Origin of the sequence: Desulfovibrio piger (assembly GCF_951793255.1) — a bacterium.
In the GTDB taxonomy this organism is placed as follows: domain Bacteria; phylum Desulfobacterota; class Desulfovibrionia; order Desulfovibrionales; family Desulfovibrionaceae; genus Desulfovibrio.
On record NZ_OX636706.1, the window covers coordinates 1422911 to 1435969 of the forward strand.

Annotated in this window: 11 protein-coding genes; 4 read left to right on the forward strand and 7 right to left on the reverse strand. The window is 64.6% G+C overall.

Going from position 1 to position 13059, the window contains the following annotated elements; all coding sequences use genetic code 11:
- Positions 1-18 precede the first annotated feature (18 nt).
- Positions 19-336: a TusE/DsrC/DsvC family sulfur relay protein gene (locus Q4I12_RS06390; RefSeq protein ID WP_006007905.1), complete on the reverse strand. Its 318-nt coding sequence runs from the start codon at positions 334-336 to the stop codon at positions 19-21.
- A gap of 226 nt (positions 337-562) precedes the next feature.
- Complete coding sequence (locus tag Q4I12_RS06395) at positions 563-1219, reverse strand: CBS and ACT domain-containing protein (protein WP_168936173.1); 657 nt, start codon at positions 1217-1219, stop codon at positions 563-565.
- A gap of 153 nt (positions 1220-1372) precedes the next feature.
- On the opposite strand from Q4I12_RS06395, the gene larC reads away from it, so the two are divergent.
- The 4 genes from larC (at position 1373) to Q4I12_RS06415 (ending at position 6161) form a co-directional block, all read left to right on the forward strand.
- On the forward strand, positions 1373-2533 hold the full coding sequence (gene larC / locus Q4I12_RS06400; protein ID WP_302261083.1) for a nickel pincer cofactor biosynthesis protein LarC: 1161 nt from the start codon (positions 1373-1375) through the stop codon (positions 2531-2533).
- 122 nt (positions 2534-2655) lie between these two features.
- Positions 2656-3180 carry a hypothetical protein gene (locus tag Q4I12_RS06405; protein ID WP_168936164.1) on the forward strand — a complete coding sequence of 175 codons (525 nt, stop codon included), beginning with the start codon at positions 2656-2658 and terminating at the stop codon, positions 3178-3180.
- A gap of 170 nt (positions 3181-3350) precedes the next feature.
- Positions 3351-4580: a dicarboxylate/amino acid:cation symporter gene (locus Q4I12_RS06410; protein ID WP_204625533.1), complete on the forward strand. Its 1230-nt coding sequence runs from the start codon at positions 3351-3353 to the stop codon at positions 4578-4580.
- A gap of 294 nt (positions 4581-4874) precedes the next feature.
- Entirely contained in the window at positions 4875-6161 is a 1287-nt protein-coding gene (locus tag Q4I12_RS06415) for an L-cysteine desulfidase family protein (protein WP_204625534.1), read from the forward strand.
- Between the two features lie 626 nt (positions 6162-6787).
- Here the strand turns inward: Q4I12_RS06415 and gatA are convergent.
- From gatA to dnaK, 5 genes are all read right to left on the reverse strand, one after another.
- Entirely contained in the window at positions 6788-8248 is a 1461-nt protein-coding gene (gene gatA / locus Q4I12_RS06420) for an Asp-tRNA(Asn)/Glu-tRNA(Gln) amidotransferase subunit GatA (protein ID WP_168936169.1), read from the reverse strand.
- Positions 8249-8260: 12 nt separating this feature from the next.
- Positions 8261-8557, reverse strand: coding sequence for an Asp-tRNA(Asn)/Glu-tRNA(Gln) amidotransferase subunit GatC (gene gatC / locus Q4I12_RS06425; protein WP_006007921.1), 297 nt, complete (start codon positions 8555-8557; stop codon positions 8261-8263).
- Positions 8558-8580: 23 nt separating this feature from the next.
- Positions 8581-9987 (reverse strand): type 1 periplasmic-binding domain-containing protein, encoded by a 1407-nt coding sequence (locus tag Q4I12_RS06430; protein ID WP_302261087.1) that lies wholly within the window; start codon positions 9985-9987, stop codon positions 8581-8583.
- A gap of 545 nt (positions 9988-10532) precedes the next feature.
- A complete protein-coding gene (locus tag Q4I12_RS06435; RefSeq protein ID WP_302261088.1) occupies positions 10533-10826 on the reverse strand; it encodes a hypothetical protein in 294 nt (97 codons plus the stop codon).
- Between the two features lie 117 nt (positions 10827-10943).
- A complete protein-coding gene (dnaK, locus tag Q4I12_RS06440; protein WP_168936166.1) occupies positions 10944-12860 on the reverse strand; it encodes a molecular chaperone DnaK in 1917 nt (638 codons plus the stop codon).
- Between the last annotated feature and the right edge of the window lie 199 nt (positions 12861-13059).

Consider the following 13059-nt stretch of genomic DNA (forward strand, 5'->3'; position numbering starts at 1 on the left):
TTCAAGCAATGCTGAGAACTACACGCAGCCGGTGGGCTTGGGCAGGCCAGCCATTTTGCAGGCGCCTTTGCCGGGGCCGGAGGGGAACAGTTCGTACACTTCTTTTAGCTTGTAGCCGGTGTTCTTGGACAGAATGCGGACCATGGGAGCGATACCGTTCTTCTTGTAGTAGTCCTGCAGGAAGTCCAGGATCTTCTGATGGTCAGCGGTGATTTCGGCGATACCTTCGGATTCCTTCACGAATTCCATCCATTCCGGGCACCAGTCGTCGAAACGGAGCAGGAAGCCGTCTTCATCAACTTCGAAGGTTTTGCCCTGAAAGCTAATTTCAGCCATGCGTGTCCTCCTTGGACGTTTGCTCTATTCGGGCCTTGCGGCCCGAGCCAGACAGCCGAAGCATATGGTGTTCGGCTCATTCCCCATTAATTGCGAAAGCTCTGCAATCGCAAATGCACACTTCTTTTGCCACAAAAAAATAATCTTGGCAAGCCCTGAAAAAACCGTCAAAACCTACGCATATACGAAGATTTGCGTCTGCTGTTTCCTTCAGGGAGGCGGTCAGCTACACGTCATAGGGAGCAGCCAGCAGCAGCGTGCCGGTCGCTTCCAGATCCTTGACGAGGGCTTCGACAGCCGATTCTTCCATGCTGCGGATACGGACGTAGATCTGGCGCTTGTTGTCTTCCATATAAGAGGACAGCACCGAAATGATGCGGGCATTGTGCTTGCGCATGGTATCGAAGATCACGCGCATGCTGCCGGGGGTATCGGGCAGTTCGAAGGCGAACTGCATGCCTTCCACGCGGGCACCGGTGATGTTGATCAGCAGCTTGAAGATGTCCTGGTCGGTGATGATGCCCACCAGCTTGTTGTCTTCGGAGACCACGGGCAGACCGCCGAACTTTTTGTCCATCATGATGATGGCCGCCTGCTCCACGCTGTCCCAGGGCTTGATAGTGACCGGCTTGGCGGTCATAATGTCCTTGGCCTTGAGTTCTGCCAGAAGGTATTGCATTTCATGCACTTCCAGCGCCGTGGCCTTGGAGGGCGACGCGCCCTTGACGTCTCTGTCGGAGATGATACCCACCACCCGGTTCTGGTCATCGACCACGGGCAGGCGGCGGATCTGGTGTTCCTTGAGCAGGTTGCGGCACTTCAGCAGGGACGTGTCGGGCTTGACGGCAATGACGTTGGTAGCCATCCAGTTTTCTACGAGCATGGATCCTCCTGTTGAACAGAGACCCTGCGGCATACCGCGGGCGGGAAGGTTCCCTTTTCTGTCCTGTCCTCTCACCATATACCAAGCTGCGCCCACAAACAAGCCTGTAAGCAAAAGTGGCAGCGCGGAGTTTCATAACGGAGTCATTATCAGATGCAGCATCTTTTCCTTGATTGCAGTCACGGCATGAGCGGGGACATGACCCTGGCTTCCCTTGCCCATCTTGGTGTGGACCTTTCCCCCCTGCCGGGCCTGCTGGCACAGGCGGGCGTGGCCTGCCGTCTGGAGGTCTGGCAGGAAGAGCGGGGCGGCGGTCCCGGCTGCCGGGTGGAGGTCAGCTGGGAGGTGGAGGGCCAGCCCCTGCGGCACCCGGCGGACATCGCCGCCATTTTTGCCGCCGTGCCTGTGGCCGACAGGGTGCGCCACAAGGCCCTGGCCGTGCTGGAGGCCCTGACCCTGGCCGAAGCCGAGGCCCACGGCATCGCCCCTGAAGAGGTGCATTTCCATGAAGTGGGCGCCGTGGACACCCTGGTGGACATCCTGGGCGCCTGCTGGGCGCTGGACCAGCTGGGCGTGGAGCGGGTGACGGCCTGTGCACTGCCCTGGTTCGGGGGCAGCATCACCTGTGCCCATGGCGAGATCCCCCTGCCCGCGCCCGCCACGGCCAACCTCATGCGCGGTCTGCCCGTGTACCCCACCGACGCGAAGGCGGAGCTGGTGACCCCCACCGGCGCGGCCCTGGCCCGTGTGCTGGTGGACGAATTCGTGGAAGGCCCGGAAGGCCGCCTGCTGGCCATGGGCACGGGCTACGGCGCGCGTCCGGCGCCCACCGGCCTGCGGGCCTGGCTCGTGGAGGCCCGGGAGCCCCGGCAGGCTGATCACGGCCAGGGGGGCGAGGAAGACGTGATGCAGCTGGAATGCCATCTCGACCATCTGACCGGCGAGGAGCTGGGCACGGCCCTGGAGCAGCTGGCCGCTGCCGCCGATGTGCTGGACGTGCTGTGGCTGCCGGGCACGGGCAAAAAGAACCGTCCTGCGGGCCTGCTGCGGGTGCTCTGCCGTCCTGCCGATACGGAAAATGTCGCCCGGGCCGTCCTGCGGCATACGCATACCCTGGGCCTGCGGCGCCAGCTGCTGCAACGTCTGGTGCTGCCCCGCAGGGCCACGACCTGTGCCTGCGGCGGGGCCAGCCTGCCGGCCAAGGAATATGAACTGGAAGGCAGGGTGTATGTCCGGCCGGAGGCTGACGCCGTGGCCCGTCAGGCGACGGCCCTCGGACTGGGGGCCCCGGCGTTGCGCTTTGGGAGAAAATGAAAATTTTTTCCGCTACCTGTAAAAATATTTAGCCTTGCTCCGTTCCTACGGGAATGCTATGCGGGAAATGTGGGGCAAATCTGCCCGCAACGGGCAGTCCCCGACTCGCAAGGAGTTTTGCCATGAGCGCAAAGAACTTTCGTCTGTTGCTGCCGGCCCTGGCCCTGGCCTGTATGGCTACGTTCGCTTTTGCGGATGAAGGACAGGCCGCGCAGCATGTCGCTGACGGGATGCCCGTGGTCGCGGATCATGTGGATCACATGGGCGTATTGCCCGGGACCCTGGTGGCCCGCAACGACAACGGCCGCCATGAAGGCTGGTACAAGGACAAGCCCCGTCCCAAGGGACACTACAAAAAGGGGCCCCCTCCCGGACCTCGCCCCGGGTACCATCGCCCCGGCGACCGTCCTGGCCCCCGTCCCGGCTATCACCGTCCCGGTGACCGCCCCGGTCCTCGTCCGGGTTACCACCGTCCCGGTCCTCGCCCCGACGGCCCGCGCCCGGGCTATCATCGCCCCGGTGACCGTCCCGGCCCCCGCCCCGGCATCCATGACGGACGCGGCCCGCGCCATGATGGTCCCCGCCCCGGCCCGCGTCCCGGCGGCCCGCGGCCCGATCATCGGCCTGACGGTCCCCGTCCCCGCTAGGGCACTGTCTTTTTCCGGTTAAGGAATCCGCAGGAGGTCTGCTTTGTAGGCCTCCTTTTTTGTCGGGGAAAGCAGGCCATGCGGCACGGCACATTGCAAAAGCCTCTGGCCTGCGCTACGGTAGCCACGGTGTCTATGGTTTGCGTATCTTAACCCCCCGGAGGTGCAGGATGGCTGCTAAGGTCGGCGATTTTTCCCTTATTCTCAAACTGTTGGGCGGCATCATCATCGGCGCCCTGCTTGGTCTGTACATCGGCGAGAACGCCGAAGGCTCCCTGAAGCACGTCATGGACGTGGTGGTCTCCCTGCGCCATATCTTCGGCCAGATCATCTTCTTCCTGGTGCCCCTGGTCATCGTGGGCTTCATCACCCCCGCCATCGTGCGTCTGGGCCAGAACGCCAGCAAGATCCTGCTGGTGGCCGTGGCCCTGGCCTACGTCTCCTCGCTGGGCGCGGCCCTGTTCTCCATGATCTCCGGCTACTGCATCATCCCCAACCTCTCCATCGCCACCAGCACCGAGACCCTGCGCTCCCTGCCCGAGATGGTCTTCCGTCTGGACATCCCGCCGCTGTTCAGCGTCATGAGCGCCCTGGTGCTGGCCCTGACCATGGGCGTGGCCATCGTCTGGACCAAGTCCGAGACCCTGGGCAAGATCTTCTGCGAGATGGAACGCATCATGACCGCCCTGGTCAACCGCATCATGATCCCCATCCTGCCTTTCTTCGTGGGCCTGTCCTTCCTGGGCCTGGCCTATGAGGGCTCCCTCAGCCGCCACCTGCCCGTGTTCATCATGATGGTGCTCATCGTCATCGTGGGCCACTTCATCTGGCTGGCCGTGCTCTACGGCATCGGCGGCGCCCTGTCCGGCCGCAATCCCTCGCAGGTCTTCCGTCATTACGCGCCTGCCTATCTGACCGCCGTGGGCACCATGTCCAGCGCCGCCACCCTGCCCGTGGCCCTGGAATGCGCCCGCAAGTCCTCCGTCCTCAGCCGCACCATGGTGGAATTCATGGTGCCCCTGGGCGCCACCGTGCATCTGTGCGGTTCCGTGCTGACCGAGACCTTCTTTGTCATGACCATCAGCCTGATGCTGTACGGTTCCCTGCCTTCCGTGGGCACCATGCTGCTCTTCTGCGTGCTGCTGGGCATCTTTGCCGTGGGTGCCCCCGGCGTGCCCGGTGGTACCGTGGTGGCCTCGCTGGGCATCGTGACCGGCGTGTTGGGCTTCGACCCCAATGGTGTGGCCCTGCTCATCGCCATCTTTGCCCTGCAGGACAGCTTCGGCACGGCCTGCAACGTGACCGGCGACGGCGCCCTGACCCTGATGCTGGAAGGCCTGTTCAACCGCAATGGCGAACTTGGGCCGTTGCAGGACGTGGCCCCGGCGGAAAAGGTCTAGCCGTTTCAGTTTCGATCGTTTGACGGGGAGGGGCCCGGCGGCAGGTACGCTCCGGCCCCTGTCTCCGGGCCTTTCCCGTCTTGTTGTGCCCTCTCCGGCAGTCTTTTCCCCTTCGTGGCTGCCCGTGCGTCCCCTGCCTTGCCGGGATCCCTGAACGGGTGTCCGCCGAAAGTGGCGCCCCGCTGTCCGCGTCGTACCGTTGCCGAAAAGGGCATCCGCCCGCTATCCCCGGGAGCCTGTCTCCCGTTCCTTGCTCCAACCTTCTACATCGTGGGCCTCAGGCCCGGAGAATGCATGAGTCTGTCTCTTGCCGACAGGCAGGCCATCCTGGCCCTGCTGCATCAGGAAGTGGTGCCCGCCCTGGGCTGCACCGAACCCATCGCCGTGGCGCTGACCGCGGCCCGTGCCGCCGAGGCGCTGGGCCGGAAGCCGGAACGCCTGGACGTGGCCGTCAGCGCCAATCTGCTCAAGAACGGCATGGGCGTCATGGTCCCCGGCACGGGCGAGATGGGCCTGGCCATCGCCGCCGCTGCCGGTGCCCTGGGCGGGAAGAGCGCCCTTGGCCTGGAGTGCCTGGCCTCGCTCGATCCCGCGCAGGCCGAAGCCGCCCGGGCCATGGTGGCCGCCGACGCCGTGGAACTGCACCTGCCGGACAACGACCTGCTGCTGTACTGCCTGGTCACGGCCCATGCCGACGGGCACAGCGCCGCCGCCGAGCTGCGTGACAGCCATGACAACATCACCCGTGTCTGGCAGGACGGCGCCCTGGTGGAAGACCATATGCCTGCGGAAGCCAACGAGGCTGCGCCCGCCGACTGGCCCCTGACCCTGGCCCGGGTCTACGAATTCGCCACCACCGCGCCGCTGGAAGAGATCAGCTTCATCCTTGAAGCCGCGCGCATGAACCGTCAGGTGGCCGAGGAAGGCCTTTCCAGCCAGTACGGTCTGGGCGTGGGCAAATCCATGGATGCTCGGGTGCGCAAGCACATCCTTTCCGATGACCTGCCCACCTTCGCCATCCGTCTGACCGCCGCAGCGGCCGACGCCCGCATGGCCGGGGTCATGATGCCCGTCATGAGCAATTCGGGCAGCGGCAATCAGGGCATCACCTGCACCATGCCCGTGGTGGCCTGCGCCATCCGGCAGGAAAGCAGCAACGAGGATCTGGCCCGCGCCCTGATGATGAGCCACCTCACCTCCATCCACATCAAGCACCATCTGGGTCGCCTGTCCGCCCATTGCGGCGCCATGGTGGCCGCCACGGCCGCCGGTTGCGGTATCGCCCTGCTGCTGGACGGCGATCTGGCGGTCATGGAACGCACCATCCGCAACATGGTGGGCAACGTGGCGGGCATGATCTGCGACGGCGCCAAGAGCAGCTGCGCCCTCAAGGTGGCCACCGCCGTGGGCGCGGGCATCCAGGCCGTCATGCTGGCCCTGGACGGCTCCGTGGTGCCCGGCAACGAAGGCATCACCGATGACGATATCGAAGTCTGCATCGCCAACCTGGGCCGTCTGGGCTCCACGGGCATGAAGGAGGCCGACAAGGTCATCCTGGATATCATGCTCAAAAAGTCCTAGGCAGGATGGTTGAAGAAAACGTTTGCTGAGGGGAGAGGGAGACCCTTTTGGAAAAGGGTCCTCCCTCTCCCCTCATGCTCCCCTCTCCCTTCCCAAAACTTTTGCTCTGGTCCCCGGCAGGTGGCGTAACGCCACAGGCGGAAAAAAGATGGCAGTCCCCCGGAGAGGATGGAGGACGGCACGATTGGCCTTGCTCAGGCATAAAAAGCGCCCGGTCACAACGACCGGGCGCTTTTGCATTGGCAGGGTGGGGACTGGTAGGCCGTGTTTCCTCCACTGTGTACCATGGCATCCACTTGGGGCAGTCGGGGGCGGCAGTCCAGGGGCAGGAGACGCGGAGTGTCCCTGTTTCTTGCAAAAAGGAGGTTTAAACGAGAAGAGCCCGGTCAGTTCCTGACCGGGCTCCTCTCGTCTGGCGGTCCTTCATCCGAAGACGGGGACCTGCATGCAGATCGGAAGAAAAGGTTTTGGAAGGGAGGGGGAAAGGCCGGCCAGGGGCGGCCCGCAGGGCCGTGCCCGTTACGACGAAGGAAGTTACGGGCATCGAGAGCTGGCTGGAGGGAGGACCTTTTCCCCGAAAAGGTTTCCCTCCCCCTCAGCTTTCCCTTTGAGTCTGACGTTACGACCTACAGCTGTGCCAGACCGATGCCGGGCAGGGCGGCTTCGAGACCGGCACCCAGGCGGAAGAGGCCGGCTTCGTCAAAGGCCTTGCCGATGAGCTGCATGCCCACGGGCATCCTGCTTTCGGCGGCCATGCCCACGGGCAGGGACAGGCCGGGCAGACCGGCCAGGTTCAGGGACAGGGTGTAGGCGTCCATGAGGTACATCTGCAGCGGATCGGCGCTGTGGCAGCCCATTTCCCAGGCCGTGACGGGGGAGACGGGGGCCAGCAGGGCGTCGCACTGTTCGAGGGCGGCCAGGTATTCGTCGCGGATAAGGCGGCGGACCTGGGCGGCCTTGCGGAAGTAGGCGTCGTAGTAACCGGAGGAGAGCACATAGGTGCCCAGCAGGATGCGGCGCTTGACTTCCTGGCCGAAGCCTTCGCTGCGCGAGCGCACATAGAGCTCGGCCAGCTGCTTGACGTCGGCGGCACGATGGCCGTAGCGCACGCCGTCGAAGCGGGCCAGGTTGGAGCTCGCTTCGGCCATGGCGATGATGTAGTAGGTGGCGATGGCCGCATTGGTATGCGGCAGGCTCACTTCCACGATCTCGGCACCTTCGGCGCGGGCCGTTTCGATGGCTTTTTCGCACACGGCGCGCACTTCGGGGGCCAGACCTTCGGCATAGAATTCCTTGGGCAGGCCCAGGCGGGCGCCCTTGAGGGAAGGCGCGGCGGCAGCGGCGTCATAGTCGTCCACGGGGCGGGGATCGCAGGTGGCGTCGCGCTGGTCATGACCGGCGATGACGCCCAGCACGCGGGCGCAGTCGGCCACGCTGCGGCCCAGGGGACCTATCTGGTCCAGGGAGGAGCCGTAGGCGATGAGGCCGTAACGGGACACGCGGCCGTAGGTGGGCTTGATGCCGGTGCAGCCGCACAGGCTGGCGGGCTGGCGGATGGAGCCGCCGGTATCGGAGCCCAGGGAGGCGAAGCACTGGCAGGCGGCCACGGATGCGGCGGAACCGCCGCTGGAGCCGCCGGGCACGCGCTGGAGATCCCAGGGGTTGTGCGTGGTCTTGTAGGCGGAATTCTCCGTGGTGGAGCCCATGGCGAACTCGTCGAGGTTGTTCTTGCCCAGGATCACGGCACCGGCCTCACGCAGGCGCTGCACGGCAAAGGCGTCGTACACGGGCATGTAGCCTTCGAGGATGCGGGAACCGGCGGTGGTGGGCATGCCCTGGGTGGACAGGGCGTCCTTGACGGTGACGGGCACGCCCCAGAGGGGCTGGGAGGCGTCGGGGCCCTGGGCGTCCAGCTGGCGGGCACGGGCCAGAGCGCCTTCGGCATCCACATGGAGCAGGGCGCCCACGCGTTCTTCAGTGGCGGCGATGCGGTCGAGGCAGGCGCGGGTGGCTTCTTCGGCACCGATCTCTTTCTTTTGCAGGGCATCGGCCAGCGCGGTCAGGTTCAGCGAGCAGATCTCGTTCATGATGCGTCTCCTTTAGACGATGCGCGGCACGATGAAATAGTCTTCATCATGTTCGGGAGCGTTGCCCAGCACATCCTCACGGCGACGCTTGCGCTCGGGCTGGTCGTCGCGCATGGGGGTGGCATGGCTCACGGGGCTGTAGAGGGGTTCCACGGCGCTGGTGTCCACCTGGGCCAGCACATCCATATAGGCGAGGATGTCGCCGAACTGGCGGGCAAAGAGGGCCTTTTCCTCGTCACTGACGGCAAGGCGGGACAGTTGGGCCATGTGGGCCACGACGTCCTGGCTGATATTCTTGTTTTCGGACATGGGATCTACCTTGAGGGGCACCGTTATCGGGCGGTACGGGTTGTGCCGGTGGTGGCCGGCGAAAGGCGCAGTTTGTACGACGGCTGGGGCGTGGTGGACAGGGGCGCCACACCGGGCGTCGGGGACGTGGCCGCGGGCGTGTTGAGCACGGCAGGGCCGGCCGACATGCCGGGCAGGCCCGGGATGAGGGAGTTGCCCTGCTCGTCCACGGTGGGCAGCCCCTGCATGCGCAGGGCGGCACGCTGCAGGATGGCTTCACGCATGTTGCGGAAGCGGGTCAGATCCAGCGGCTCCATACCGTTGGCGCCGGGCTGGAACAGATGCAGTTTCTGGTGGGCGATGCCTTTTTCGTCCCAGGAAAGGGGAGCCATGGCCCACTGGATCTTCATGTTGGCAGCCTGGGCATTGACCGTGGCGGCCGGGGGGCGGCTGTCGAAGGCCATGCGCACGGCAAAGCGCACGAAGTCATAGCCCAGGGCCACCCAAAAATCGGTGCCGGGGGCCCGCAGGGCGGCGGGGGCCTGCGTGGCGTCCCAGGCGGCGGGGAAGACGGCCAGGGCATAGCGGTCGGGCTCGGCCACGGTCTTGCCGTCCAGGCCCTGCTCCCACAGGGTGGTGCCCAGCAGCACGAGGCGGTCCTCGCCGTTGTACATCAGGCTGGTGGTCAGCAGGTTCATGTTCTTCCAGGAGTCGGGCAGGAAGAGCGCCTCGAACTGCGTCTGGGGGATGGGCGCGGTGATGTTCTCCTGGGTGGTCGGATTGATGAGCGTGGCGGCCTGGCCGCTCCAGGTGCTGGACTGACCGGGCGTGTAGCTGGCCGAATGCAGGGTGATGCCCATGCCGGTGAGCTTCTGGTCCAGCAGGCCGGTCATGCGGGGGCCGTAGTTGTCCGTGGGATAGAAGGCGCCAAAGGTGCGCAGGCCCAGGTCTTCGGTGACGAGGCTCACCAGACGGTCGATCTGGTCCTGGGGGCTGGGAAAGAAGCGCCAGGCCCGCACGCCTTCGTCACCGGGCAGCAGGCTGGGCATGAAGGCGAAGAAGACGCGCTTTTCCAGCATGCCGGACGTCTGGAGCTGCTTGAAGACGGGGGCCTGCAGGGGGCCGCCCACCATGACGCAGTTGGGGGGCAGGGCGGCAAGCTGGGCGTTCCAGTCGGGCTTGCTGGTATCCACCATATGCAGCTGGGCCAGCAGACCGCCGGCCTGGAGTTCACGCAGGGCGATCTCGGCGCCGTTGCGGATCTTGGCGCTTACGCCGGCATAGGGGCCGCCGCTGGGCAGGGCCAGGGCGATGTGAGGCCCCGTGGGCGTGGCGGGCTTGGGAGCCGGAGCCTTGCTGGGAGCGGAGGAAGAGAACTGGCAGGCGCTGAGCGCCAGAGCCAGGAGCAGCAGGATCGGGAGAAAAACGCGGGACGAGCAGCTGTTTTTCATGGCAGTACAGGGCTGAAAGGATGCGTCGTTTCCGGACGCGGGACGGGCCGGGACCGGATGGCCGGTGATGGCATGCCTCAGGCAGGCGGCATGACGGACATGCTGCCGGGCACGGGACGGGCAGGAGCGGCGTTCCCGGGCAAGTCTGGAATCATAGCCCGCTCTGCGGCGTGGCGCAAGGGGCGGGAGAGAGGCAGGCGGGGAGGGGAAAGGGACAAAAAAACGCGACGCGCCCAAGGATTGGATTGGAGCGGAGCGCGTCGCGGCTGTGCCTGTGGGAGGCACAAATATGGAGGTCTTCCGGCGTGCCGGAAGGGGGGACCATCTGCAAATCCAGAAAGTTATGCAGCAAAAAAAAATTTTTGTAACGATGCGTCATGGCAGGAAATATCCTTGTCCCGACAAAGCGTTTCCCGGCAGCGGCCGGCGGTGTGCGCAGGGCTTGTTGCAGGCCGTGTGCGGGGCTGCGGCCATCCCCGTTCCATGCCCTGTGCGGGGCCGGAGACGAAAAATGCGGAAGCTCCGGGGAGCTTCCGCAAAGGGGATCAGCGGCGCGGGGGATGGTCCCGCCTGTCGTCGCGGCGGTCATGGACGGGGATGGGCTTGTTGTCCCCGTGGCGGGGTTCCGGGCGGGGAGACACATGGGGCGGCGGCGCAGGCTTGCCGGGCTGGGCCCTGTGCGGCGGTGGCGGCGGTTGCCGGTGATGGCGCGGCGGTGGCGGGTCGTCATACCAGGGGTCATTGTCATGCACACAGCCTGTCCCCAGGACGAAGAGCCCGGAGAGCAGGATCAGGGCCAGGACATGCAGGAGCCTGACAAAAGCGGGATGCGTACGCATAGGCACTCCTTGGTTCCCTCCAGGATAGCACCCCCGGCCAAGGAACAAAAGAGGCCGCGGGCATAAAAAAAGGGACGGCCCCGAAGGGCCGTCCCTGAGATGCATAGGGTATGGGGATTATTTCTTCACTTCGGTGAAGTCGGCGTCCACCACATCGTCGTTGTTGTTGCCCTGGGCGGCACCGGCGCCGGGGTTGGCGCCCGCACCGGGCTGCTGGGCACCGCCGTTGGGGGCCTGCTGCTGGTAGAGCTGTTCGGCCAGCTTGTGGGAAGCCTTGGCCAGCTCTTCGGTGGCAGCCTTGATGGCGGCGGCGTCATCGCCTTCCATGGTCTTGCGCAGGGCGGCGATCTTGCCTTCCACGTCGCTCTTCACAGCGGCGTCCACCTTGTCGCCCAGATCGTTCAGGGACTTTTCGGTGCCGTAGATCAGGCTGTCGGCGTGGTTGCGGGCCTCGATGGTCTCCTGCTTCTTCTTGTCTTCGCTGGCGTGGGCTTCAGCTTCACGCACCAGGCGCTGGATGTCTTCTTCGGACAGACCGGAAGAGGACTGGATCTTGATGGACTGTTCCTTGCCGGTGCCCATATCCTTGGCGGACACGTTGACGATACCGTTGGCGTCGATATCGAAGGTCACTTCGATCTGCGGCACGCCACGGGGTGCCGGCGGGATGCCGGTCAGGTCGAAACGGGCCATGGTCATGTTGTCGGCCGCCATGGGACGTTCGCCCTGCAGCACGTGGATGGACACGGAGGGCTGGTTGTCAGCGGCCGTGGTGAACACGTTGCTCTTGCGGGTGGGGATGGTGGTGTTGCGGTCGATCAGCTTGGTGAACACGCCGCCCATGGTCTCGATACCCAAGGACAGGGGCGTCACGTCCAGCAGCAGCACATCCTTCACGTCACCGGCCAGGATGCCGCCCTGGATGGCGGCGCCCATGGCCACCACTTCGTCGGGGTTCACGGAACGGTTGGGATCCTTGCCGAAGAACTCGCCCACCTTCTTCTGCACCAGGGGCATACGGGTCATGCCGCCCACCAGGATGACTTCGTCGATCTGGTTGGGGGAAAGACCGGCGTCGGCCAGAGCCTTCTGGCAGGGAGCGATGGTGCGGTCCACCAGGTCGCTGACCAGGGCTTCCAGTTTGGCGCGGGAGAGCTTGACCACCAGGTGCTTGGGACCGGTCTGGTCGGCGGTGATGAAGGGCAGGTTCACTTCCGCTTCCATGGAGGTGGACAGGTCCTTCTTGGTCTTTTCAGCGGCTTCTTTCAGGCGCTGCAGGGCCATGCTGTCCTTGGACAGGTCGATGCCGTTTTCCTTCTTGAATTCTTCCACCAGGTAGTTGATGACGCGCTGGTCGAAGTCTTCGCCGCCCAGGAAGGTGTCACCGTTGGTGGCGAGCACTTCCACCACGTTGTCGCCCACTTCCAGGATGGAGATATCGAAGGTGCCGCCGCCCAGGTCGAACACGGCGATCTTTTCGTTGGCCTTCTTGTCGAAACCGTAGGCCAGGGAGGCGGCCGTGGGTTCGTTGATGATACGCTTCACTTCCAGACCGGCGATGCGGCCGGCGTCCTTGGTGGCCTGACGCTGGGCGTCGTTGAAGTAGGCGGGCACGGTGATGACGGCTTCGGTCACGGGTTCGCCCAGGTAAGCTTCGGCGTCGGCCTTCAGCTTGGCCAGGATCATGGCCGAAACTTCAGGAGCGGTGTAGGTGCGGCCGTCCACTTCCACACCGGCGTCGCTGTTGGCGGCGGAGGTGATGGTGTAGGGGGAATGCTCCTTCCAGCGGTCCACTTCAGGAGAAGCGTACTTGCGGCCCATCAGACGCTTGATGGCGAAGATGGTGCGCTTGGGGTTGGTCACGGCCTGACGTTTGGCGATCTCGCCCACCAGGCGTTCCTTATCGGTGAAAGCCACCACGGAGGGAGTGGTGCGGCCGCCCTCAGGATTGGTGATGCACTTGGGGTCCTTGCCTTCCATGACGTAGACACAGGAGTTGGTGGTCCCAAGGTCGATGCCGATGATTTTGGACATATGTGGATCCTCCTCGGAGAAATAAAAACTGTATCGGTGAACGCCTTGGCGGCGTCTCTTTCGCTTGCGTCCTCTAAGTAAGTCTTTCTGCGTGCTCGTCCAGTGGCAAATGAAAATTTTTTTCTGTGGGCCCGGCATACGGGCAGGGAGGAAAGGGGAAGCGCGGAGGATGGACAATCATGAAAGGACAGCCGCCCGG